Origin of the sequence: Paraburkholderia sp. BR14320, from assembly GCF_040948665.1 — a bacterium.
Classification (GTDB): Bacteria; Pseudomonadota; Gammaproteobacteria; order Burkholderiales; family Burkholderiaceae; genus Paraburkholderia; species Paraburkholderia youngii.
Genome location: NZ_JBFPKG010000045.1, coordinates 38,401 through 60,413 on the forward strand (window position 1 = coordinate 38,401; position 22,013 = coordinate 60,413).

23 protein-coding genes are annotated in these 22,013 nt (G+C 64.9%); 11 read left to right on the top strand and 12 right to left on the bottom strand.

Translation table 11 applies throughout. The features are described 5' to 3' along the window. The first annotated feature begins 83 nt into the window (after positions 1–83). The 3 genes from AB3X89_RS30350 (at position 84) to AB3X89_RS30360 (ending at position 3,668) form a co-directional block, all read left to right on the top strand. Entirely contained in the window at positions 84–1,535 is a 1,452-nt protein-coding gene (locus AB3X89_RS30350) for a hypothetical protein (RefSeq protein ID WP_368586570.1), read from the top strand. Positions 1,536–1,559: 24 nt separating this feature from the next. After that, on the top strand, positions 1,560–3,074 hold the full coding sequence (locus AB3X89_RS30355; RefSeq protein ID WP_368586571.1) for a sigma 54-interacting transcriptional regulator: 1,515 nt from the start codon (positions 1,560–1,562) through the stop codon (positions 3,072–3,074). A gap of 93 nt (positions 3,075–3,167) precedes the next feature. Beyond that, complete coding sequence (locus AB3X89_RS30360) at positions 3,168–3,668, top strand: dihydrofolate reductase (RefSeq protein WP_368586572.1); 501 nt, start codon at positions 3,168–3,170, stop codon at positions 3,666–3,668. A gap of 99 nt (positions 3,669–3,767) precedes the next feature. Here the strand turns inward: AB3X89_RS30360 and pmbA are convergent, their stop codons facing one another. Further along, positions 3,768–5,138 carry a metalloprotease PmbA gene (gene pmbA / locus AB3X89_RS30365; protein ID WP_368586573.1) on the bottom strand — a complete coding sequence of 457 codons (1,371 nt, stop codon included), beginning with the start codon at positions 5,136–5,138 and terminating at the stop codon, positions 3,768–3,770. 151 nt (positions 5,139–5,289) lie between these two features. Here pmbA and yjgA point away from each other — a divergent pair, with 151 nt between their 5' ends. Together yjgA and mog are read left to right on the top strand one after the other, a co-directional pair. Next, complete coding sequence (yjgA, locus tag AB3X89_RS30370) at positions 5,290–5,898, top strand: ribosome biogenesis factor YjgA (RefSeq protein WP_152853923.1); 609 nt, start codon at positions 5,290–5,292, stop codon at positions 5,896–5,898. Further along, positions 5,879–6,520, top strand: a complete 642-nt coding sequence (mog, locus tag AB3X89_RS30375; RefSeq protein ID WP_368586574.1) for a molybdopterin adenylyltransferase — start codon at positions 5,879–5,881, stop codon at positions 6,518–6,520. The genes yjgA and mog overlap by 20 nt, the downstream gene beginning before the upstream one ends. A gap of 38 nt (positions 6,521–6,558) precedes the next feature. Here mog and orn read toward each other — a convergent pair whose 3' ends face one another. Then, positions 6,559–7,170: an oligoribonuclease gene (orn, locus tag AB3X89_RS30380; protein ID WP_368586575.1), complete on the bottom strand. Its 612-nt coding sequence runs from the start codon at positions 7,168–7,170 to the stop codon at positions 6,559–6,561. A gap of 227 nt (positions 7,171–7,397) precedes the next feature. Between orn and AB3X89_RS30385 the strand changes: the two genes are divergently transcribed. The 3 genes from AB3X89_RS30385 to AB3X89_RS30395 are packed head-to-tail and all read left to right on the top strand — an operon-like array spanning position 7,398 to position 9,965. Continuing rightward, complete coding sequence (locus AB3X89_RS30385; protein ID WP_368586576.1) at positions 7,398–8,657, top strand: M48 family metallopeptidase; 1,260 nt, start codon at positions 7,398–7,400, stop codon at positions 8,655–8,657. Next, positions 8,654–9,643 (top strand): ribosome small subunit-dependent GTPase A, encoded by a 990-nt coding sequence (gene rsgA, locus AB3X89_RS30390; RefSeq protein WP_368586577.1) that lies wholly within the window; start codon positions 8,654–8,656, stop codon positions 9,641–9,643. Before AB3X89_RS30385 ends, rsgA begins: the two co-directional genes overlap by 4 nt. Position 9,644: 1 nt before the next feature. Next, a complete protein-coding gene (locus tag AB3X89_RS30395) occupies positions 9,645–9,965 on the top strand; it encodes a DUF2007 domain-containing protein (RefSeq protein ID WP_176380308.1) in 321 nt (106 codons plus the stop codon). A 72-nt stretch (positions 9,966–10,037) separates the two neighbouring features. On the opposite strand, the gene AB3X89_RS30400 is transcribed toward AB3X89_RS30395, so the two are convergent. From AB3X89_RS30400 to rpsP, 6 genes are all read right to left on the bottom strand, one after another. Then, the gene (locus AB3X89_RS30400) at positions 10,038–10,976 is read right to left on the bottom strand and encodes a CobD/CbiB family protein (RefSeq protein ID WP_368586578.1); all 939 of its coding nucleotides are present in this window, start codon (positions 10,974–10,976) and stop codon (positions 10,038–10,040) included. Between the two features lie 149 nt (positions 10,977–11,125). After that, a complete protein-coding gene (locus AB3X89_RS30405; RefSeq protein ID WP_368586579.1) occupies positions 11,126–11,884 on the bottom strand; it encodes a CoA pyrophosphatase in 759 nt (252 codons plus the stop codon). 87 nt (positions 11,885–11,971) lie between these two features. Beyond that, on the bottom strand, positions 11,972–12,358 hold the full coding sequence (rplS, locus tag AB3X89_RS30410) for a 50S ribosomal protein L19 (protein ID WP_167050256.1): 387 nt from the start codon (positions 12,356–12,358) through the stop codon (positions 11,972–11,974). A gap of 146 nt (positions 12,359–12,504) precedes the next feature. Further along, positions 12,505–13,272 (bottom strand): tRNA (guanosine(37)-N1)-methyltransferase TrmD, encoded by a 768-nt coding sequence (gene trmD, locus AB3X89_RS30415; protein ID WP_368586580.1) that lies wholly within the window; start codon positions 13,270–13,272, stop codon positions 12,505–12,507. Positions 13,273–13,297: 25 nt separating this feature from the next. Beyond that, positions 13,298–14,032, bottom strand: coding sequence for a ribosome maturation factor RimM (gene rimM, locus AB3X89_RS30420; protein ID WP_368586581.1), 735 nt, complete (start codon positions 14,030–14,032; stop codon positions 13,298–13,300). Positions 14,033–14,166: 134 nt separating this feature from the next. Then, positions 14,167–14,421 (bottom strand): 30S ribosomal protein S16, encoded by a 255-nt coding sequence (rpsP, locus tag AB3X89_RS30425; protein WP_013090118.1) that lies wholly within the window; start codon positions 14,419–14,421, stop codon positions 14,167–14,169. A 171-nt stretch (positions 14,422–14,592) separates the two neighbouring features. Here rpsP and AB3X89_RS30430 point away from each other — a divergent pair, with 171 nt between their 5' ends. Next, complete coding sequence (locus tag AB3X89_RS30430; RefSeq protein WP_368586582.1) at positions 14,593–15,777, top strand: sorbosone dehydrogenase family protein; 1,185 nt, start codon at positions 14,593–14,595, stop codon at positions 15,775–15,777. A gap of 197 nt (positions 15,778–15,974) precedes the next feature. Continuing rightward, complete coding sequence (locus tag AB3X89_RS30435) at positions 15,975–16,442, top strand: TM2 domain-containing protein (RefSeq protein WP_368586583.1); 468 nt, start codon at positions 15,975–15,977, stop codon at positions 16,440–16,442. Between the two features lie 35 nt (positions 16,443–16,477). On the opposite strand, the gene AB3X89_RS30440 is transcribed toward AB3X89_RS30435, so the two are convergent. Both AB3X89_RS30440 and AB3X89_RS30445 read right to left on the bottom strand, forming a co-directional pair. Beyond that, entirely contained in the window at positions 16,478–17,629 is a 1,152-nt protein-coding gene (locus AB3X89_RS30440; RefSeq protein ID WP_368586584.1) for a PA0069 family radical SAM protein, read from the bottom strand. Between the two features lie 143 nt (positions 17,630–17,772). Further along, positions 17,773–18,261: an Lrp/AsnC ligand binding domain-containing protein gene (locus AB3X89_RS30445; RefSeq protein ID WP_013090122.1), complete on the bottom strand. Its 489-nt coding sequence runs from the start codon at positions 18,259–18,261 to the stop codon at positions 17,773–17,775. A gap of 180 nt (positions 18,262–18,441) precedes the next feature. On the opposite strand from AB3X89_RS30445, the gene AB3X89_RS30450 reads away from it, so the two are divergent. After that, on the top strand, positions 18,442–19,728 hold the full coding sequence (locus AB3X89_RS30450) for a D-amino acid dehydrogenase (protein ID WP_368586585.1): 1,287 nt from the start codon (positions 18,442–18,444) through the stop codon (positions 19,726–19,728). Positions 19,729–19,868: 140 nt separating this feature from the next. Here the strand turns inward: AB3X89_RS30450 and AB3X89_RS30455 are convergent, their stop codons facing one another. Both AB3X89_RS30455 and AB3X89_RS30460 read right to left on the bottom strand, forming a co-directional pair. After that, entirely contained in the window at positions 19,869–21,659 is a 1,791-nt protein-coding gene (locus tag AB3X89_RS30455; protein ID WP_368586586.1) for an acyl-CoA dehydrogenase, read from the bottom strand. A gap of 97 nt (positions 21,660–21,756) precedes the next feature. Beyond that, positions 21,757–22,013 (bottom strand): electron transfer flavoprotein subunit alpha/FixB family protein (locus AB3X89_RS30460; RefSeq protein ID WP_368586587.1); only part of this gene is annotated, 257 nt, incomplete at its 5' end.

The following is a 22,013-nucleotide window of genomic DNA, read 5'->3' on the forward strand; positions in this document are numbered from 1 at the left end:
GTCACCCGCCAGTTGCACCACAAGCAGTGAAGAGAAGGCCGCGCAGGCAGCACCGCGCGGCCGGACCACCGGGGGAGCAAAAAATGAAAAAAGTGTCATCGACCAGGGTGCCGCGCATGGCTCTCGCGGCCATTCCGGCCGCCGTCATGCTTTGGGCTCTTTCTCAGCCGGCGAGCGCGCAGGCGCTCGCCGGTCAATCCGTGGAGGACCGTCTGAATACGCTGATGCGCGTCGTCGACGAGCAGCAGCGGCAAATCCATTCGCTCGAACGCCAGGTCACCGAACTCGAGATGGCGCAACGCGGCCGCGGCGTGCCGGGCGCCGGCGCTCCGGCGGGCAGCGGCACGGTGGCCGAGCAGCCCGGCGCCGACGGCCTGCCGGTGCCGCTGCCGCCGCTCGCGCAGATCGCGCCTGGCGCGCCCGCGCCGGCGGGCACCACCGGCACCGCGACCGGCGTGCCGGTCAATCCGCCGACACCGGACGGCAGCAACGCGGGCAACGCCAGCGCCGGCGGCCTGCCCGCCGCCACCGACGGCAGCGGCGCGGTCGGCCAGACCCAGCGCGCGAACGAACCGGTGCGCACCCAGGCCGAGCAGGCGGTCGTGCAGCGCGAGCATGCGCCACTGTTCGACCACAAGCTGACGATGGACTTCGGCATCAGCGACACCTACTACGACCGTCGCCAGTTGCAGTTGTCGGGCTTCCTCGCGCTCGATGCGATCTTCCTCGGCAACATCAACCTCGGCCAGACCAAGTCGCATCAGGTGATGGCAGACCTCGACACGCGCTACGGCGTGTCCGACCGCATCAACGTCGACGTCGACGTGCCGTACGTGTACCGGCGCAGCACCTTCATCGTCGGCGGCGCGGGCGGCGCGGCGAGCACGCTGTCGGACGCGACGGTGTCGAGCCACGACATCGGCGACGTGAATTTCGGCATCTACTATCAGTTCGTCAGGGAAACCAACGCGCTGCCGGACGTGGTCGGCAGTCTGCGCGTGAAGGCGCCGACCGGCAGCTCGCCGTTCGGCGAAAAAGTCGTGCAGGTCGACGCGGACAACACCAACCTCGTCGCGCCGACCCGACTACCGACCGGCACCGGTTTCTGGAACATCACCGCGGGTCTGTCGGTGCTGAAGACCTACGACCCGGTCGTGCTGTTCGGCAGCGTTTCCTACACCTACAACCTCGCGCGTTCGTTCGCGGACATTTCGTCGGTGCAGGGACAAACCGAACCGGCGACGGTCAAGCTCGGCGATATCGTCCAGTTCGGCGGCGGCGTCGCGCTCGCGTTCTCCGACAAGGATTCGGCCAGCGTGTCGTTCACGATGGCGCTCGAACCCGAGTCGCAGACCAAGGCGCCGGGCGGCAGCTACCAGAAGGTGCCGGGCAGCGAGACCACGGCCGCGGCGATGAATTTTGGCCTGAACCACGTCGTGAACAAGCACCTGACCATCAACGGCTCGGTATCGATCGGACTCACACCCGACGCGCCGAACTTCGTGGTCGGCGTGCGCTTTCCGTACACCTTCTGACGTGCCAACGATACGAGGTCGAACGTGCGTGAATCACCTCATCTGAGCAGTGTGACTTCCGTCGCGGCAGCGGGATCGCATCTGCCGCTCGCGGCGCCGGCAGCCGCTCCACCGGCGAGCAATGAAACCGGCGCCCAAGCGAGCGCCGCGATGCCAGGCGTCGCGCGACAGCTGCTATACGTCGCGCGCACTCCTGACGAAACTTTGATCGCGCATCTGAAAAGCCGCGGCTGGCAGGTCGCGGCCGCGCGCTCGGCGCACGAACTCGGGCGGCTCTTGAAGCCGGACCTCGCGTGCGCGGGCATCGTCGATCTGGCGAGCTTCGCGCCGCGCGACATCGGCGGACTCGAGGCGAGCCTGCGTCAGCAGCAGATCGGCTGGATCGCGCTCGCGAGCAACGAGCGGCTCAACGATCCGCTGGTGCGACGCCTCGTGCGCCACTACTGCTTCGACTTCGTGAAGCTGCCGGTCGCGCACGCGACGATCGACTATCTGGCCGGCCACGCGTTCGGCATGGTCACGCTGTGCGACCCGGAATTCCCGCCGCCCGCCGGCGAAGCAGGCGACGAGGAAATGGTCGGCACCTGCGAGGCGATGCAGCAGCTCTTTCGCACGATCCGCAAGGTCGCGAACACCGACGCGAGCGTGTTCATCGCGGGCGAATCCGGCACCGGCAAGGAGCTGACCGCGCTGGCGATCCACGAGCGCTCGCCGCGCCGCAAGGCGCCGTTCATGCCGATCAACTGCGGCGCGATTCCGCATCACCTTCTTCAATCCGAACTGTTCGGCTACGAGCGCGGCGCCTTTACCGGCGCGAATCAGCGCAAGATCGGCCGAGTCGAGGCGGCCGACGGCGGCACGCTGTTTCTCGACGAGATCGGCGACCTGCCGCTCGAAAGCCAGGCGAGCCTGCTGCGCTTTCTGCAGGAAGGCAAGATCGAGCGGCTCGGCGCACGCGAATCGATTCCGGTCGACGTGCGCATCATCTCGGCGACCCACGTCGATCTCGAGGGCGCGATGCGCGACGGCCAGTTCCGCGCGGACCTGTTTCATCGCCTGTGCGTGCTGCGCGTCGACGAGCCGCCGCTGCGCGCGCGTGCGCGGGACATCGAGATTCTCGCGTACCACATCCTGCACAAGTTCAAGACCGACAACGCGCGCAAGATTCGCGGCTTCACGCCGTCGGCGATCGAGGCGCTCTACAACTACAACTGGCCCGGCAACGTGCGCGAGCTGATCAACCGCGTGCGCCGCGCGATCGTGATGGCCGAGAACAAGCTGATCTCAGCCGACGATCTCGACCTCGCCGGTTTTACCGAACAGCAAAGCATGACGCTCACGCAGGCGCGCGAGGCCGCCGAGAAGCGCGCGATCGAGGCCGCGCTGCTGCGCCACCGGCACCGCTTGAACGAGGCGGCGGTGGATCTGAACATTTCGCGCGTGACGCTGTATCGGCTGATGGGCGTGCACGGTTTGCGCGAACCGGGCGGCGCCGATGACAAGGAAGGGCTCGCCACGGACGGGCCGGCGGGAGGGTGAGCGGCGGCTGAACGGCGGCTGAGCGGCGGGCGGGCATCGGTGCGCATCGGAGCGTCGGGTAGAATCGCCCGGTTACCCTCCTCTTTCCATTCGATGACGACGCTCACCCTGATCGTCGCTCGCGCCAGCAACGGCGTGATCGGCCGCGACAACCAGTTGCCCTGGCGACTGCCCGAAGACCTCAAGTTCTTTAAGCGCACGACGATGGGCGCGCCCATCATCATGGGCCGCAAGACGCATGAATCGATCGGCCGGCCGCTGCCCGGACGCCGCAACATCGTCGTCACGCGCGATGGCTCGCGGCGTTTTCAGGGCTGCGACACTGCGACCAATCTCGACGAAGCGCTCGCGCTCGCCTCGCAGGACCAGGCGCCGCAGGCGTTTCTGATCGGCGGCGCGGAGTTGTACGACGAAGGGCTGCGCCACGCGGACAAGCTGATCGTCACCGAAATCGCCGCCGACTTCCCCGGCGATGCGACCTTCCCTGCGATCGACCCGCACGTGTGGGAAGAAATCGCGCGTGAAGCGCATCACTCGAATGCGCCGAACGACTTCGATTACGCGTTCGTCACCTATCAACGCAAGGACGTCTGACGGCACGCGCCACGGCATGCAATAAAAAAACGCCACGCAACGTTGAGCTGCGTGGCGTTTTCGTTTGATACGAGGCGGCGCCGAAACGCGCCGCCCGGCTTACTGCCCCGCGATCGTCATCCGTTCGATCAACACCGAGCCGGTCTGCTTGGTGCCGCGCGTGATCGTATCCGCGCCGATCGCGACGATATGGCGGAACATCTCCTGCAGCGTGCTCGCGACCGTGATCTCCTCGACCGGGTACTGGATCTTGCCGTTCTCGACCCAGAAGCCCGACGCGCCGCGCGAGTAGTCGCCCGTCACGTAGTTGACGCCCTGCCCCATCAGCTCGGTCAGCAAGAGACCGGTGCCGAGCTTCTTCAGCATCGCCTCGAAGTCGTCTTCGGGACGCGTGTTCGAGCTGAGCAGCGACAGGTTGTGCGAGCCGCCCGCGTTGCCGGTGGTCTTCATGCCGAGCTTGCGCGCCGAGTAGGTGGACAGGAAGTAACCCTCGACGACGCCGTCCTTCACGACCGATCGCTGGTGCGTGCGCACGCCTTCCTCGTCGAACGGCGCGCTGCCCATCGCGCGCGCGACGTGCGGATCTTCGACCACCTGCACGTGCGGCGCGAACACCGGCTTGCCGAGGCTGTCGACCAGAAATGAAGTCTTGCGATACAGCGCGCCGCCGCTCGTCGCCTGCACGAATGCTCCGAGCAGGCCCGCCGCGAGCGGCGCTTCGAACAGCACCGGCACCTTGCGCGTATCGAGGCCGCGCGCGCCGATGCGCGCGAGCGCACGCTGCGCCGCGTAACGGCCCACTGCCTCGGGATCGGCGAGTTCGCCGGCGCTGCGCGTCGACGTGTACCAGTCGTCGCGCTGCATGTTGCGGCCGCTGCCGGCGATCGGCGCGCACGCGATGTAGTGGCGCGAATACGGATAGCCGGCGAGGAAGCCGCGCGAGGTCGCCAGCACGAACTGCGAGTGCTGCGCCGACACGCACGCGCCTTCGGAGTTCTTGATCTGCGGATCGGTCGCGAACGCGGCGTCTTCGGCGCGGCGCGCGATTTCGACGGCTTCGTCGGCCGACAGATTCCATGGGTGATACAGATCGAGGTCGCGCGGCGCGGTTTCGAGCAGTTCGGCTTCGGCGAGGCCCGCGCAATCGTCTTCGGCGGTGAAGCGCGCGATGTTGTACGCGGCCGCGACCGTGTCCTTCAACGCCTGCGGCGAGAAGTCCGAGGTGCTCGCGTTGCCGCGCTTGTTGCCGATGAACACCGTCACGCCGACCATCTTGTCGCGGTTGTGCTCGATCGTCTCGACTTCGCCGCGCCGCACGGAGACGGACAGGCCGTCGCCCTCGGAGATTTCGGTTGCGGCGTCGGTACCGCCGAGCGCCTTCGCGTGACGGAGGATGTCCGAGGCGATTTCCTTCAGCTCATCCTGGGTATGCGGAAAAAAGCGCTGCTTGACGTCCATGTCTGCTGCCATTGTGGTTGCCGTCCTGTTGGGGCCGCGCGGCCCAGGGTATGCGCACCGTGTTCGGCGCGAGGCGCGCGGGTGCGGGATAAATGCATCCCGCGATCATAGCAAGGTACGCGCCGCCGCGGGTCGGGCCGGCGCGGCAAGTTACAATACCGCCATGACACGCAAAACCCGCATTCAACCGATCGAATCCGTCGTCACGGAAGTCGACGAAAACGGCTACGATCGTCCGAGCAAGTCCCAGGTCAAACGCGAAATGCAGGCGTTGCAGGATCTGGGCGCGGCGCTCGTCGCGCTGCCGAAAGACGCGCTCAAGCGCATGCCGATGCCCGAAAAGCTCGACGAAGCCGTGCGCGAAGCGCGCCGCATCACCGATCATGAAGGCAAGCGCCGCCAGATCCAGTACGTCGGCCGCGTGATGCGCTCGCTGCTCGATACCGAAACCGCCGCGCTGCGTACCGCGCTCGACACCTACAACGGCGTCAACAAGACGGAAACGGCGAAGCTCCACTGGATCGAACGCACCCGCGAAAAGCTGCTTGCCGACGACGCCGCACTGACCGAGTTCATCCGCCAGCACCCGGCCGCCGACCCGCAGCAGGGTCGCACGCTGATCCGCAACGCGCGCAAGGAAGCGCAGCAGAGCAAGCCGCCGCGCTATTTCCGCGAGCTGTTCCAGTGGATCAAGAACGCAGCCGGCGCCGGCGACGAAGCCGAAGACGCTGACCTCGCCCCGGAACACGACGATGACGACCGCGACGCCTGATCAACATAAGCAACGTAACCACCCCGACGAAATCGTGATCGGCCTCGTGTCGATCAGCGACCGCGCGTCGACGGGCGTGTACGAGGACAAGGGCATTCCGGCGCTGCAGGAATGGCTCGGCGCGGCCTTGAGCTCGCCGTGGCAAGTCGTCACGCGGCTGATCGCCGACGACGCGCCGACCATTTCGGCGACGCTGATCGAACTGGTCGACGAAGTGGGCTGCGATCTGGTGCTGACGACTGGCGGCACCGGCCCGTCGCGCCGCGACGTGACGCCCGAGGCGACGCTCGCGGTGGCGACGAAGGAGATGCCCGGCTTCGGCGAGCAGATGCGGCAGATCAGCCTGAATTTCGTGCCGACCGCGATCCTGTCACGCCAGGTCGCGGTGATCCGCGAAACGGCGCAGCACGCCGCGCTGATCATCAACCTGCCCGGCCAGCCGAAATCGATCCGGGAAACGCTGGAAGGCCTGCGCGATGACGGCGTGGTCAAGGTGCCGGGGATTTTCGCGGCGGTGCCCTACTGTATCGACCTGATCGGCGGGCCTTACGTGGAAACCAACGCCGACGTCGTGAAGGCGTTCCGGCCGAAAAGCGCGCAACGCGCGCCGCGGCAGGACTGAGGTTCGAGGATTGGGGCCTGCCGGTGCAGGCCCGCGCTTTATTTGCCGCTCGCGGCGGCGTCGGGCGCCGACGGCACGAGGAAATGCTCGCGGTAGTACTTCAGTTCGTCGATCGACTCGTGAATATCGGCCAGCGCGGTGTGCATCGCGCGCTTCTGGAAGCCCTTGTAGATCACCGGCTGCCAGCGCCGGCACAGCTCCTTCAGCGTGCTCACGTCGAGGTTGCGGTAGTGGAAGAAGCTCTCCAGGTCCGGCATCCAGCGCGCCATGAAGCGGCGGTCCTGGCAGATCGAGTTGCCGCACATCGGCGACTTGCCCGGCGGCACGTACTGGCCGAGGAATTCGCGAATCTGCGCGGTCGCATCGGCCTCGCTAACCGTCGACGCCTTCACGCGATCGATCAGCCCCGAGCGGCCATGCGTGTTCTGGTTCCACTCGTCCATCTTCGCGAGCGTCTCATCGCTCTGATGAATCGCGAGCACTGGACCTTCGACCATCCTGTCGAGCGTCGAATTCGTCACCACCACCGCGATCTCGATAATGCGGTCGGAGTCGGGCTCGAGCCCGGTCATTTCCATGTCCAGCCAGACGAGATTCATGTCGCTGCGCACGAGCGGCGGCTGTTCGGTGGATGCGAGGATGTCAGTCATGAAGGCAACCCTGAGGGCCGCGCCGCGGGCTTCGCTGCAAACCCGCGCGGCGCGGCATGTGTTCGTTTGAAATGGATTCGCGCGGTTCGAGCCGGGCCGGCCGCGCTGAAGCGCCGCCTTGAACTGCTGCCCGGAGCTAATGCGTTAAACCGTCGCGTTAAACCGTATCTCCGCCCTGAGGCGGGAAGAAACATATAATTCTCGCATAGATACCACGGAATCCTCGGATGCCTACCCTGTACTTCACCGCCCTCTTCATCGTCGCCGTCATCGCGATGGTCGGCACCAAACTCTGGCTCGCATCGCGGCAGATCCGCTTCGTCGTCGCGCATCGCGAACAGGTGCCCAGCCAGTTCGTGAACACCATCGCGCTCACTGCGCATCAGCGCGCGGCCGACTACACCGTCGAGCGCACGCGGCTCGCGATGGTCGAGATCGTCGTCGGCGCGGTCGTCCTGATCTGGCTCACGCTGCTCGGCGGCGTGCAGATGCTCGATCTCGCGATCTCCGACTGGCTCGGCCGCGGCTACGTCGGCCAGATCGTGCTGGTTGCCGCCGTGATCGCGATCACGAGCGCGATCGACCTGCCGTTCGACTACTACCGGCAGTTCGGCGTCGAGCAGCGCTTCGGCTTCAATCGCATGAGCAAGAGCCTGTTCTTCCTGGACCGCCTGAAGGGCGCGCTGCTCGGCATCGCGTTCGGCCTGCCGCTGCTGTTCGTCGTGCTGTGGCTGATGAACCGCGCGGGCAACCTGTGGTGGCTGTGGGCATGGGTCGTGTGGGTCGCGTTCCAGATGTTCGGCCTGCTGATTTTCCCGACCTTTATCGCGCCGCTCTTCAACAAGTTCGAGCCGCTGAAAGATGAAGCGCTCGTGACCCGCATCGAGGCGCTGATGAAGCGCTGCGGCTTCGCCGCGAAGGGGCTGTTCGTGATGGACGGCAGCCGCCGTTCGGCGCACGGCAACGCGTACTTCACCGGCTTCGGCGCGAGCAAGCGCATCGTGTTCTTCGACACACTGCTCGCGCGGCTGTCCGGCCGCGAGATCGAGGCGGTGCTCGCGCACGAGCTCGGCCACTTCAAGCGTCGTCACGTGATGAAGCGCATGCTCGTCACGTTCGCGATCAGCCTCGCGATGCTCGCGCTGCTCGGCTGGCTGACGCAATGCGTGTGGTTCTACGAAGGGCTCGGCGTGCGGCCGTCGCTCATTGGCGGCAACAGCGGACTCGCGCTCGTGCTGTTCTTCCTCGCGCTGCCGGTGTTCATGTTCTTCGTCACGCCGCTCGGCAGCCTCAGCTCGCGCAAGCACGAGTTCGAAGCCGACGCGTTCGCCGCGTCGCAAACAGACGCGCACGATCTGATCAACGCGCTCGTCAAGCTGTATGAGGACAACGCGTCGACATTGACGCCCGATCCGCTCTACACCGCGTTCTACTATTCGCATCCGCCAGCCTCGCAGCGGATCGACCGACTGCTGCAGCACGCATGAGCGGCCGCGCTCCGAAAAAAGCGGCGCGCGGTGCCGGGTCCGGCATGCACGGCGCGCGCACGGGCGGCCTCGTGGTGGCCGCGCACGGCCGCCACTATCTGGTCGCGCCTGAAGACGGCGGCGCGCTGCTGCAATGTTTCCCCCGCGGCAAGCGCAGCGAGGTCGCGGTCGGCGATCGCGTGATCTACGAGCCGACTTCCGCGGACCAAGGCGTGATCGTCGAGATCGGCGAGCGGCGCAATCTGCTGTATCGCTCGGACCAGTACAAGTCGAAGTTGTTCGCCGCGAACCTGGATCAGCTGCTGATCGTGCTCGCGACCGAGCCGCATTTCAGCGAGGATCTGCTCGGCCGCGCGCTCGTCGCCGCCGAGGCGAACGAACTGAAGCCGCTGATCGTGCTGAACAAGATCGACGTTACCGCTGCTCTGGACGGCGCGCGCAAGCGGCTCGAGCCGTATCGCGCGCTCGGCTATCCGGTGCTCGAAGTGTCGATCCGCATGCAGCCCGAGGCCGCCCGCGCCACGCTGACTGAGCATCTGCACGGTCACGCGACGCTGTTGCTCGGTCAGTCCGGCATGGGCAAATCGACGCTCGTGAACCTGCTGATTCCCGATGCCGAAGTGGCGACGCGCGAGATCTCGACCGCGTTGAACAGCGGGCGCCATACGACGACGTTCACGCGTCTTTATCCGCTGCCTCCGTCGGCGGGTACGGCCGATGTGAATCACGTCAACGGCGCGGCCGGTGCGCTGATCGACTCGCCGGGCTTCCAGGAATTCGGCCTGCACCATCTGACCGAAGGCCGGCTCGAACGCGCGTTCCCCGAGTTCCGACCGCTGCTGCCGAACTGCCGTTTCTACAACTGCCATCATCTGCACGAGCCTGGCTGCGCGATCCTCGAAGCAGTCGCCGACGGCCGGATCCGCCGCGAACGGCATGCGCTTTATGCGCAACTCGTGCACGAGGCGAGCCAGATAGTCCGCTGACATGAAACTGATGCGCGCGCCGAACCTGATCATCGGACAGCATTGGGTCAATGTGCTGGAGACCGCGGGCATCGCGTGCGAGCTGCATAACCGCTATCTGAACGGCGCGCTCGGCGAGATTCCGGCCGATCAATGCGCCCCGGAGCTGTGGCTGGTCGATGAACGCGATGAGGCGGTCGCGCGGCGGCTGATCGAAGCGGCGTCGCGAGGACCGGCGCCAGGCGCGCCGCAATGGCAATGTCAGCAGTGCGGCGAGATGCTCGAGGCGCAGTTCACCGTATGCTGGCAATGCGGGACTGTGCGCGATCCGTTGAAGGGGTGAAGCGTCGTCGGGAATTAAAAAAGCCGGGTAATGCCCGGCTTTTTCTTGCGCTGCGCGCGTGCGTGGGCCGCTTCAGGCGAGCCACACCGCGATGGTCAGCATCAACAGCAGGATCATCCACAGCACGACTGCGCGCCACACGAGGCCCACCGCCGATTGCAGCGTGCGCGGCGTGCAGTCGTCGCCGACTTGCATCGGACCGCCATCGCCAGTGGCGAGCGCGTCGAGGCTCGACGGCTCCGCGAGTGGCCCGGCCAGGCGCGCGCCGAGCGCCCCGCTGCCCGCGGCGAGCAACACGCCGTCGTTCGTATCGGGCCACTGCCGCGCATGATTGCGCCACGCGTAAATCGCATCCTCGAAATTGCCGACGATCGCAAAGCCCAGCGACGTCAGCCGCGCCGGCACCCAGTCGATCACGAAGAACGCACGCTGCGCGAAGCTCGAAAACGCGACGGTGCGGTCGTCGGCCGGCCGCGCCCATGCGCGCGCGAGGTATTCCGCGCAACGGTACAGCACCGCGCCGGCAGGACCGACCGGAATCAGGAACCAGAAGAACACGCCGAACACGTGGCGATGCGACGCGACCACCGCGTGAATCAGCGTGTGACGCACGATTTCGCTGACCGGCATGTCGACTGTCTCGAGCCCGGTCCATTCGTTGAGAATTTCGCGCGCGTGCGGCACGTCATCGTTGTTCAACGCGAGATGGATGTCGGTGAAGTAATGGCTGAACTGCCGAAAGCCGAGCGTGAAGTAAAGCACCACGACGTTCCACAGGAACGCGAGCATGAAGTGAATGTGATACAGCACGTAGTAGACGAGCGCGACCGCCAGCGTCCAAGGCACCACCACGACGAGCCACGCGAGCAGACCGTGACGTTGCTTGCCGGCATCGAATCCGTGCGCCGCCGACTCCGCATGGTATTGAAGCAACGCGGACACCGGATTGTTCGGCGAGAGCGCGCGTACCTGTTCAATGATCAGAGCCAGCAATACGGAGAAAAAAGTCATGCGATGCGCCGTGCTTTTTAAGTTTTTACGATTGTTTTATAACGATAGCACAGGGTCGGATGAGTCTGAACGCGGACGCTGACAAAGCGCCGACAAGTGCGTCGTCCGCGCAACTCGCATCGTCGGCGCGTCGATGCGGGTCATATCAATCATGCGGCGAGGAACCGATACAGGTTGCGCAGCATCGCGGCCGTCGCGCCCCAGATGAAATGCTGGCCGCTTTGCACGGCCGCTGGCGTGGCCGTCTGCGCGTGTTGCGGGCCGTGCTGCTCGGCGGCTTCCGGAGCCACCGTCAATTCGCCGCGCGGATACGGCATCGCGAAGAAGCGGCGCTCCCCGCCCTCGTAGCGGAACAGCCGCTCTTCATGGTTGGACGGGTCCATCAGGAACGCGAGCGGCACTTCGAAAACCTCGGCCACTTCGAGCGGATCGATCTCCAGGGAGAACGGCGGGTGCACGAGAGCGATGATCGGTGACACGCGAAAGCCGGTGCCAGTCAGATAGTCGGGCAACGCGCCGAGAACTTCGACGCGCGAAGCGTCGAGACCCACCTCTTCGCGCGCTTCGCGCAGCGCCGTGGCAGTCGCATCGGCGTCGAACGGTTCCTGGCGGCCGCCGGGAAAACTCACCTGGCCGGCGTGATCGCTCAGATGGTCCGCGCGCTGCGTGAGCAACACGGTAACGCCTCGCGCGCGCACGACGAGCGGCACCAGCACCGCGGCCACGCGTGGATCGAGGTCGGTGTTGCGCCACGGCGCATCGGCGATCTTCTCAGGGGTCCAGGCAAGTTGCCGATCGAAGCGCGCCCGCAGTGCATCGGGCGTCAGACGCTCGCCCGTGACCGGTGGCAGATCGGCGCCCGTCGCGATGACAGGCAGAGTTTCGGGCTCAAAGACGGGGCGGATCAACGGGTCTCTCTGATGAGCGGGGACATGCCGCTATTTTGACCTGGCCAACAAAAAAGCACCCGCGAGGGGTGCTTTTTCTTACAGCAGTTACGCTTCGGAAGCAGCGCGGTCCTTCGAGACCAGCTTTTCCTTGATTCGAGCCGACTTGCCCGAACGCTCGCGCAGATAGTACAGCTTCGCACGACGCACATCGCCGCGACGCTTGACGACGATGCTTGCCAGCAGCGGCGAATACGTCTGGAACGTACGCTCGACGCCTTCGCCCGACGAAATCTTGCGGACGATGAACGACGAATTCAGACCACGGTTACGCTTGGCGATCACGACGCCTTCGTAAGCCTGCACACGCTTACGCGTGCCTTCAACCACGTTCACGCTGACGATGACCGTATCGCCCGGACCAAAATCCGGAATGGTCTTTTCGCCGAGAACGCGCGCGATTTCTTCCTGCTCGAGTTTTGCAATCAGATTCATCACTGACTCCTAGATCCATCTTGTCGGCGTTCGTACCTGCCCGCGCTTGCTGCGTTGGGCTACGGCCCCGATAGAGGATGGGTTCACATCTGGCACCGCACACGCATGTACGGCACCGCCTCTTGTCCGCTCGAAAGACCGGAGCCTCAGGCCTTCGGCTCTTCCTTCGCGAGACTTGCGAGCCACGCCTCGTCGGCACGGCTCAGCATTCTGTTCTTTCTGGCCTTCACGATCAGATCGGGCCGTTTGTTCAACGTGTTGCGCAGTGCTTCGCGCCGCCGCCACGCTTCGATTTCCGCATGATGGCCGCCGAGCAGCACATCGGGAACCCGCACGCCCTCGTATTCCTCGGGACGTGTGTAGTGCGGACAATCGAGCAGCACGTCGACGAAACTATCCTGCACCGCCGACTGCGAGTCGTTCAGCACTCCGGGCAACTGACGCACGACCGCATCCATCAACGCCATTGCGGGCAGCTCGCCGCCCGATAACACGAAGTCGCCAAGGCTGACTTCTTCGTCGACGACACGGTCGAGCAAACGCTGGTCGATCGCTTCGTAACGCCCGCACAACAGGATCAGACCGGGTTCGGCCGCGAACTTCATCACGCGCTCGTGATTCAGCGTCGCGCCTTGCGGAGACATCATAACGACGCGCGACGCACCGATGCCCTGCTCCGACTGCGCCGCTTTCGCGGCCGTGATCGCATCTTCGAGGGGCCGAGCCAACATGACCATGCCGGGGCCTCCGCCGTACGGGCGATCGTCGATCGTGCGGTAGTTGTCGGTCGTGAAATCGCGCGGATTCCACGTACGCAACCCATAACGCTGCTGCTTCGCGGCCCGGCTGGTGATACCCCAGTCAGTCAGCGCGCGGAACATTTCTGGAAAGAGCGTCACGACATCGAACTGCATCGCTCTCCCCACTCAACGATAGATTTCAATAGTCTGCTTCCCAGTCGACGACGATCTGCTTAGCCGTCTGGTCCACAGTTTTGACAAAGACGCCGACGAACGGGATCAAACGCTCGCCTGCGATCGGCTTGCCGCTTTTATCGGTAGCCGGATACTCGATGCGCAGCACCGACTGCGCGCCGTTGTCGATCATGCTGGCGACCTTGCCGAGGCTGAGCCCAGCGAGATTCACCACGTCCAGGCCGATCAAATCGACCCAGTAGAATTCATCTGCTTCGAGCGCCGGAAATTCGCTACGGCTGATGTACACGCGAGAGCCGCGCAAAGCCAGCGCTACATCGCGGTCAGCGACACCACCCAGACGGGCGACCACGCTGTCGCTATGCGTTTTGGCCTGCAAGGACGGCGTCGATTTGCGCTCCTGGCCTTTCAGCAACCACCAGCGCTGCGCGCTCAGCAAGGCGTCTCCGCCCTGCCCGGCATCCGCGTGCGCGGCTACCTTGACCCATCCTTTGAGACCATAGGCGTCGACGATCGCGCCCACCTCGACCGCATCGGCCGGCCAGCTCGCCGCCGTTTCGATACGCATTTCTGCAGCTTCGGAAGCAGCGTTCGCGACGTTGGCTTGCGCCTCTTTCGCCTTGCCGTCGGTTCGTTCGACCGGCTTGCGGACGAATGCACCGAACGACGCCTGACCAGACGCCTTTGCGCGCGAAGCTGCCTTGGCGGTACCAGAACTGCCGGAATCACGCTCAGACATCGAATAACCTCGACGACAACTTCGCAGCCTGCTTTGGCGTCTGCTTCAGTAAAACAAATCGCGCATCGGACTGCTCACGCGAGTTGCGCGAGCCGCCGGCTGAACCGACGACGATACGCCTGCGGGCCGCCATATCAAGCAGCCGGCTGGGCCTTTTGGGCTTCCTTCACGAGACGCTCGACGGTCGGCGACAGTTGCGCGCCAACACCTTGCCAGTACGTCAGGCGATCCTGAGCGATACGCAGGGATTCGCCCTTCGTAGCGACCGGGTTGTAGAAACCGACGCGCTCGATGAAGCGGCCGTCACGACGGCTACGCGAGTCGGTGGCGACGATGTTGTAGAACGGGCGCTTCTTGGAGCCGCCACGAGCCAAGCGGATGATGACCATACTAGAATCCTTGAAAACCGGGGTTCGGAACGACTGAAACACGCGATTATAGCGGGAAACCGACGCCATAACAAACACTTACCGGGATAAACTGAGCAACCGGGCCGCACCGGCCTTCTACAAGAGGTGCGCAACCCCGCTCAAACGCCCGAATTATCTGAAGGAGCGCGTGTGCAACGCCAGCCGAACCTCCTGTTTCGATTCGCCTTTTTTGCCTTTTTCGTGCGCTTTGCTGGAGTTTCGCGCACCCCGCGCAGCCGGATTCTACGCGTGGCGGCGGCCACGTTGCTCACCGCGCAGGCGTTGACCGCAAACGCCGCGCTACCCATCGAAAAAATCAAACTACCGCCGGGCTTTCACATCGAGGTGTTGTCGGACGACGTGCCGAGCGCACGCGCGATGACGTTCTCGCCCAAGGGCATTCTGTACGTGGGCAGCGAGGATGGGCACGTCTATGCGCTGGAACTGCGAAACGGCCGCGTGACGGGCCGCCACGTGATCGCGTCCGGGCTGCAGATGCCAACCGGCGTAGCGTGGCACGATGGCGCGCTGTACGTGTCGGCCGTGTCGAAAATCGTGCGCTTCGATGCGATCGACTCGCACCTGAACGATCCGCCGAAACCGCTCGTCGTCACTGACAAGCTGCCGACCGACACGCATCACGGCTGGAAATTCATCGCGTTCGGCCCGGATGGCAAGCTGTACGTGCCGCAAGGCGCGCCGTGCAACATTTGCCAGAGAGATCCGGACCGCTTCGCGCTGATTGGCCGCATGGACCCGGACGGTAGCCACTACGAGGTCGTCGCGCGCGGCATCCGCAATTCGGTCGGCTTCGCGTGGCATCCGGTCACCCACGAACTGTGGTTCACCGACAACGGTCGCGACCTGCTCGGCGACGACGTTCCGAGCGACAAGCTCAGCCGCGCGTCACGAGTCGGAATGAACTTCGGCTTTCCGTACTGTCACGGCGGCGACACGCCCGACCCCGAGTTCGGCAAGGATCATCCATGCAGCGAATTCACGCCGCCCGTGGTCAAGCTTGGCGCGCACGTGGCGGCGCTTGGCATGCGCTTCTACGACGGCCCGATGTTTCCGGCCGACTATCGCAACAACATCTTCATCGCCGAGCACGGCTCCTGGAACCGCAGCAAGAAGGTCGGCTACCGCGTGGTGCGCGTGATCACCGACCCTGACGGCAGCCACGCACGCCAGCAAGTCTTTGCCGAAGGCTGGCTGCAACCCGGCGAATCGGTGTGGGGCCGTCCCGCCGACGTGCTGCCGCTGCCGGACGGTTCGCTGCTGATCAGCGACGATACCGCCGGCGCGATCTATCGCGTCACATATTCGGCGCCGTAGCGCGCGGATGCATGCGCGTGTGGCTGAGAGGCTGCACCAGTCTTCAGCCAGGTCCGGCGCGTTTCGCCACCGCGCTTTCAGCGCGGGCGCTCGCCCTCAACGTGACCACCCGCCCGCCGCAGGCGTAGAATGCGCGTCGGTCCACGTCCTGCGGCGCGCCGCTCCTTTCGACCGCCTGTCACTCTGCCCACGCGTTCATGTCCACCATTGCCTCGACCTCCCCGCGCTTCAGATCCAAGACGCTCACCGCCGCGCTGGCGTTCCTGTTCGGCAGCCTTGGCGCCCACCGCTTCTATCTGCATGGCATGCGGGACATCTTCGGCTGGGCCCATCTGCTCGGCACGCTGATCGGCACTCCCGGCGTGATGCTGCTGATCGCGACCGAGCGCGCGTCGATCCTCGGCTGGGTGCTCGCGTCGATCGGCGCGGTTTCGCTGTTCGCCGCGTTTCTGGCCGCGCTCGTCTACGGGCTACGCCCGGATCAGAAATGGGATGCACAATTCAACGCCCACACGCAACGCAAAAGCCGCTCCGGCTGGACCGTCATTTTCGTCGTGATCTTTTCGCTGCTGATCGGTGCGTTTCTGCTGATGACCGGTCTCGCGCTCGCATTTCAGACCTACTTCGAAAGCCAGGTCGAAGCGGCCAAAGCAATTTCGCAGTAACGCACCGTAGCGGGACCAGCAGGTATTCCCGCACGCTAGAAAAGCCTCAGTTGCGGATTGTCGCGAGCCGGTTCGCTTGCCTGCTCGGCGCGCGGCGACTCGATCCGGCGAAACTGCGACATGTCGAGAATGCCGCGGTCACGTCCGCTCAGCCCCAACCGGCGCGCGGCCTTGTGAAATCGCTGCTTGAGCAGATCCGCCCATAAGCCCTCTCCCTTCATGCGGGTCGAGAACGACGAGTCGTAATCCTTGCCGCCCCGCATGTCGTGCACACGGTGCATCACGCGCTCGGCCCGATCCGGGAAGTGTGCGCTCAGCCAACCCTTGAACAGCGGCGCGACCTCCCACGGCAATCGCAGCACGATATAGCTCGCGTTGCTGGCGCCCGCTTCCGCGCATGCTTCGAGCACGCGCTCCATGTCCGGTTCGGTGATGAACGGGATCACCGGCGCGATGCTGACGCCGACCGGAATACCCGCCTCGCTGAGGGTACGGATCGTGCGTAGCCGGCGCGACGGCGTGGCTGCACGCGGTTCGAGCGTGCGCGCGATGTCGGCGTCCAGCGTGGTGATGGTGATCGCCGCCATGAATTGGCCGCGCTCCGCCATCGGCGCGAGCAGGTCGATGTCGCGCTCGATCAGCGACGACTTGGTGATCGCCGCGAACGGGTGATTGCGCTCGCTGAGCACCTCGATCACCCGCCGCGTAAGCCGCAAGTCGCGTTCGGCCGGCTGCCATGCGTCTGTCGCGACGCCGAGCGCAATCGCCTCGGGCACATATGATTTCTTCGACAGTTCCCGCTCGAGCAGTTCGGGCGCGTTGATCTTCGCGTAGATGCGGCTCTCGAAATCGAGCCCCGGCGACAACCCGAGGTAGCTGTGCGTGGGCCGCGCGAAGCAATAGATGCAGCCGTGCTCGCAACCGCGATACGGATTCAGCGACACATTGAACGGAATGTCGGGCGACGCGTTGCGTGTGAGGATGGTTTTCGCGCGCTCCTCGAACACCTGCGTGCGCAGCACTTTCGGCTCACCGTCATCGCCGGCCGCCTGCCAGCCGTCGTCGACGGCCTCGCGCTGGTCGACTTCATAGCGGCCTTGCAGGTTCGTGACCGCACCACGCCCCTTGCGAGGCGCCGGCGGCGCGATCGGAAATTCGGGAATGTCAGGGGTGTCGGGATCATCCACGGTGGGCCACGCAGAGCAAACGCAAACTGGAAGCGCAAAAGGAAAACGGCGCAAACACCTGTATAAATATACAGTGTTTACGCCGTTTGTCGAGCACTTCGTTGCCCGCGAGATGCGCGGCCAATCCCGTCAGCGATCGACACTTAGTCGGTCACCGCGATCGTCAGCGTCTCCTTGATTTCCTCCATCACCACATAGCTCTTCGACTGCACCGCCCCCGGCAACTGCAGCAGGATGTCGCCGAGCAGCTTGCGGTAATCGGCCATTTCGCCGATGCGCGCCTTGATCAGATAGTCGAAATCGCCCGATACGAGGTGGCACTCGAGCACCTCGGGGATCTTCTGCACCTCGCGCCGGAACTGGTCGAACATGTTGCCGCTCTTGTGATCGAGCGTGATCTCGACGAACACCAGCAGCGCCGCGCCCAGCTCGGCCGGGTTCACGCGCGCGTAGTAGCCGGTGATCACGCCGTCGCGCTCCATCCGCTTGACGCGCTCGATGCACGGCGTCACCGACAAACCGACCCGTTCCGCCAGGTCCTTCATCGCCATACGGCCGTCTTGCTGCAGGAGCCGCAGGATCTTGTGATCGAGCTTATCGAGAGCCCGCACGGGATGGCGCTGGGTACGCATGGTGTTTTTGCTGAAAATGATGAAAATACGATAACAAAACCTGCTTCGCAGTTAATAGTATAGCGGTTATCACTGGGCAGACGGCATTTCACCTCACGTTGCAGCTCGTTGAATCGAATCAGATCGAATCCATCGAAGCGCGCGTTGCCCTCACTCAATTCTTGGATATCTGGAGCAGCTATGCGAGTCGTCGTTTTGGGCAGTGGCGTCGTCGGTGTAACAAGCGCGTACTACCTCGCGCGCGCCGGTCACGAAGTGACCGTCATCGATCGCGAGGCCGGCCCGGCGCTCGAAACCAGCTTTGCCAACGCGGGCCAGATCTCGCCGGGCTACGCGTCGCCGTGGGCCGCGCCGGGCGTGCCGCTGAAGGCCGTCAAGTGGATGTTCCAGAAGCACGCCCCGCTCGCGATCCGCCTCGACGGCACCGCATTCCAGCTGCAATGGATGTGGCAGATGCTGCAGAACTGCACGGCGCCGCGCTATGCGGTGAACAAGGGCCGCATGGTGCGGCTCGCCGAATACAGCCGCGACTGCCTGCAGGCGCTGCGCGCCGACACCGGCATCCAGTACGAAGGCCGCACCGGCGGCACGCTGCAGGTATTTCGCACGCAGCAGCAGTTCGACGGCGCAGCGAAAGACATCGCCGTGCTGCAGGAAGCCAACGTGCCGTACGAACTGCTGAGCGCCGACCAACTCGGCAAGGCCGAACCGGCGCTCGCCGCGGTGTCGCACAAGCTCACCGGCGGCCTGCGCCTGCCGGGCGACGAAACCGGCGACTGCCAGATGTTCACGACGCGCCTCGCGGCGCTCGCCGAGCAGCTGGGCGTCAAGTTCCGCTACAACACGCCGATCGACGCACTCGCGATGACGGGCGGCCGCATCGCCGGCGTGCAGTGCGGCGGCGAACTGGTGCGCGCGGATTCGTTCGTGGTCGCGCTCGGCTCGTACTCGACGCGCTTCCTCGACGGCATCGTGAAGATTCCGGTCTATCCGCTGAAGGGTTATTCGATCACCGCGCCGATCGTCGACTCGGCTGCCGCGCCGGTGTCGACCGTGCTGGACGAGACCTACAAGATCGCGATCACGCGCTTCGATGACCGGATTCGCGTCGGCGGCATGGCTGAGGTCGTCGGCTTCGACAAATCACTGCGCGAGGCGCGCCGCAAGACGCTCGAGCTTTCGGTGAACGACCTGTTCCCGGGCGGCGGCGACACGTCGAAGGCGACGTTCTGGACCGGTCTGCGGCCGATGACGCCGGACAGCACGCCGATCGTCGGCCGCACGCCGGTGCCGAACCTGTTCCTGAACACCGGCCACGGCACGCTCGGCTGGACGATGTCGTGCGGCTCGGGCCAGTTGCTCGCCGACCTGATGTCAGGCAAGCAACCGGCGATTCGCGCGGACGATCTGTCGGTGCATCGCTATCTCGGCGAGACGGCGGGCGAACATCGGCCGGCGTATGCGTGAGTTCTAGCGCGTGCGCTAACGCGGCATTGGCCGCAAGCGCACGCGGCAACAAACAGCAACTGCAAAAGCAAACGGCGCCTTGCGAGGCGCCGTTTGCTTTTCAATGTGCCGCCGCAATCGCGGCAGGCATCGAGGCATGCTCAGAACTGGTCTTCCGACAAAGCCAGCACGCCCTCGCCACCCTTCGCGCTGACGATCGCCACTTCGAGCGCCGCCGCCTGCGGCAGCACATGCTCGGCGTAAAACCGCGCGGTCGCGATCTTCGCGTCATGAAACGCGGGATCCTCGTCGCGCCTCGCCGCCGCGGCAAGCTGCGCACGGGCCATCTGCCAGCCGCCCAACACGATGCCGGCGAGCTTCAGATAGGGCACGCTGCCCGCGAACACCGCATTCGGATCGCCCTTCGCATTCGCGACGACGAAATCGACGACCGAGCCGAGCGCACGCTGACCCTCAGCGAGTTGCGTCCGCATCGACGCGAACGCCGCGCCCTGCTGCGCGCCGAGCGCTTCAACCGTTTCGGCGATGCCAGCGAGCAGTTCCTTCGCGACCTTGCCGCCGTCGCGCAGCGTCTTGCGACCGATCAGGTCGTTGGCCTGGATCGCGGTCGTGCCTTCGTAGATCGGCAGAATGCGCGCGTCGCGGTAGTACTGCGCGGCGCCGGTTTCCTCGATGAAGCCCATGCCGCCATGCACCTGCACGCCGAGGCTCGTCACGTCGATCGACAGCTCCGTGCTCCAGCCCTTCACGATCGGCACCAGGTATTCGTAGATCGCCTGATGCTTCGCGCGCGTCGCTTCGTCGGGATGACGATGCGCGATATCGCAATGCGCGGCCGCGACGTACGCGAGCGCGCGCGACGCCTCGGTAAGGCTGCGCATCGTCGACAGCATGCGGCGCACGTCCGGGTGCTGGATGATCGCGACCGACTGCTTCGCGGAGCCATCGACGGGACGGCTCTGCACGCGCTCCTTCGCATACGCGACCGCCTTCTGATACGCGCGATCCGAGATCGCGACCCCTTGCATGCCGACCGCGAAACGCGCGGCATTCATCATGATGAACATGTATTCGAGGCCGCGATTCTCTTCACCGATCAGCTGGCCGAGCGCGCCGCCGTGATCGCCGAACTGCAGCACCGCGGTCGGGCTCGCCTTGATGCCGAGCTTGTGCTCGATCGACACGCAATGCACATCGTTGCGCTCACCGAGCGAGCCGTCCTGGTTGACGAGAAACTTCGGCACGAGGAACAGCGAAATGCCCTTTACACCATCGGGCGCGTTGGGCGTGCGCGCAAGGACGAGATGAACGATGTTCTTCGCCATGTCGTGCTCGCCCCAGGTAATGAAAATCTTCGTGCCGAACAGCTTGAACGAACCGTCGGCCTGCGGCTCGGCGCGCGTGCGCACGAGCGCGAGATCCGAGCCCGCCTGAGGCTCGGTCAGGTTCGTCGTGCCGGTCCATTCGCCCGAGATCAGCTTCGGCACGAAGGTCTGTTTCTGCGCTTCGCTGCCGGCGGTCAAGAGTGCTTCGATCGCGCCGTCGGTCAGCAAAGGACACAACGCGAACGACAGATTCGACGCGTTGAGCATTTCGACGCATGGCGTCCCGATCAGCTTCGGCAGCCCCTGCCCTTCATAGTCGAGCGGATGCTGCACACCCTGCCAGCCGCCTTCGGTGAACTGGCGGAACGCGTCTCTGAAACCGGGCGTCGCGGTGACGACGCCATCCTTCCAGCTGCTCGGGTTGCGATCGCCGTCGACGTTCAACGGCGCCAGCACTTCGCCGCACAGTTTCGCCGACTCGCCGAGCACGGCCCGCGCCGTGTCGAAGTTTGCGTCTTCGAAGCCGGGCAGCTTCGCGATGTCTTCGAGTCCGGCCAGTTCTTTCATCACGAACAGCATGTCCTTGATGGGCGCCGTATAGCTCATTTCGGTTCTCCTCCCTTGATATGAAAAAAGGGCGCGGGACTCGGTCGGTCCTGCGCCCTTCGCTTATTTTCGGCGGCCTGTTCAGCCGCCGCGGCGCTTAGCCGAGTTCCTTCACGAGTTCCGGCACGAGGGCGAACAGATCGCCGACGAGGCCGTAGTCGGCCACGCTAAAGATCGGCGCTTCTTCGTCCTTGTTGATCGCGACGATGACCTTCGAGTCCTTCATACCGGCGAGATGCTGGATCGCACCCGAGATGCCGACCGCGACGTACAGTTGCGGCGCGACGATCTTGCCGGTCTGGCCGACCTGATAGTCGTTCGGCACGAAGCCCGCGTCGACGGCTGCGCGCGATG

What these genes read in the sequence shown, in the direction of transcription:
- pmbA (WP_368586573.1), bottom strand. Translation starts at nt 5,138, where the DNA reads ATGGCAGCAGACATGGACGTCAAGCAGCGCTTTTTTCCGCATACCCAG.
- trmD (WP_368586580.1), bottom strand. Translation starts at nt 13,272, where the DNA reads ATGCAGTTCGATGTCGTGACGCTCTTTCCAGAAATGTTCCGCGCGCTG.
- AB3X89_RS30455 (WP_368586586.1), bottom strand. Translation starts at nt 21,659, where the DNA reads ATGAGCTATACGGCGCCCATCAAGGACATGCTGTTCGTGATGAAAGAA.
- AB3X89_RS30395 (WP_176380308.1), top strand. Translation starts at nt 9,645, where the DNA reads ATGAAACTGATGCGCGCGCCGAACCTGATCATCGGACAGCATTGGGTC.
- orn (WP_368586575.1), bottom strand. Translation starts at nt 7,170, where the DNA reads ATGACTGACATCCTCGCATCCACCGAACAGCCGCCGCTCGTGCGCAGC.
- AB3X89_RS30435 (WP_368586583.1), top strand. Translation starts at nt 15,975, where the DNA reads ATGTCCACCATTGCCTCGACCTCCCCGCGCTTCAGATCCAAGACGCTC.
- rplS (WP_167050256.1), bottom strand. Translation starts at nt 12,358, where the DNA reads ATGAATCTGATTGCAAAACTCGAGCAGGAAGAAATCGCGCGCGTTCTC.
- AB3X89_RS30385 (WP_368586576.1), top strand. Translation starts at nt 7,398, where the DNA reads ATGCCTACCCTGTACTTCACCGCCCTCTTCATCGTCGCCGTCATCGCG.
- AB3X89_RS30350 (WP_368586570.1), top strand. Translation starts at nt 84, where the DNA reads ATGAAAAAAGTGTCATCGACCAGGGTGCCGCGCATGGCTCTCGCGGCC.
- rsgA (WP_368586577.1), top strand. Translation starts at nt 8,654, where the DNA reads ATGAGCGGCCGCGCTCCGAAAAAAGCGGCGCGCGGTGCCGGGTCCGGC.
- AB3X89_RS30360 (WP_368586572.1), top strand. Translation starts at nt 3,168, where the DNA reads ATGACGACGCTCACCCTGATCGTCGCTCGCGCCAGCAACGGCGTGATC.
- AB3X89_RS30450 (WP_368586585.1), top strand. Translation starts at nt 18,442, where the DNA reads ATGCGAGTCGTCGTTTTGGGCAGTGGCGTCGTCGGTGTAACAAGCGCG.
- rpsP (WP_013090118.1), bottom strand. Translation starts at nt 14,421, where the DNA reads ATGGTCATCATCCGCTTGGCTCGTGGCGGCTCCAAGAAGCGCCCGTTC.
- AB3X89_RS30400 (WP_368586578.1), bottom strand. Translation starts at nt 10,976, where the DNA reads ATGACTTTTTTCTCCGTATTGCTGGCTCTGATCATTGAACAGGTACGC.
- AB3X89_RS30445 (WP_013090122.1), bottom strand. Translation starts at nt 18,261, where the DNA reads ATGCGTACCCAGCGCCATCCCGTGCGGGCTCTCGATAAGCTCGATCAC.
- rimM (WP_368586581.1), bottom strand. Translation starts at nt 14,032, where the DNA reads ATGTCTGAGCGTGATTCCGGCAGTTCTGGTACCGCCAAGGCAGCTTCG.
- mog (WP_368586574.1), top strand. Translation starts at nt 5,879, where the DNA reads ATGACGACCGCGACGCCTGATCAACATAAGCAACGTAACCACCCCGAC.
- yjgA (WP_152853923.1), top strand. Translation starts at nt 5,290, where the DNA reads ATGACACGCAAAACCCGCATTCAACCGATCGAATCCGTCGTCACGGAA.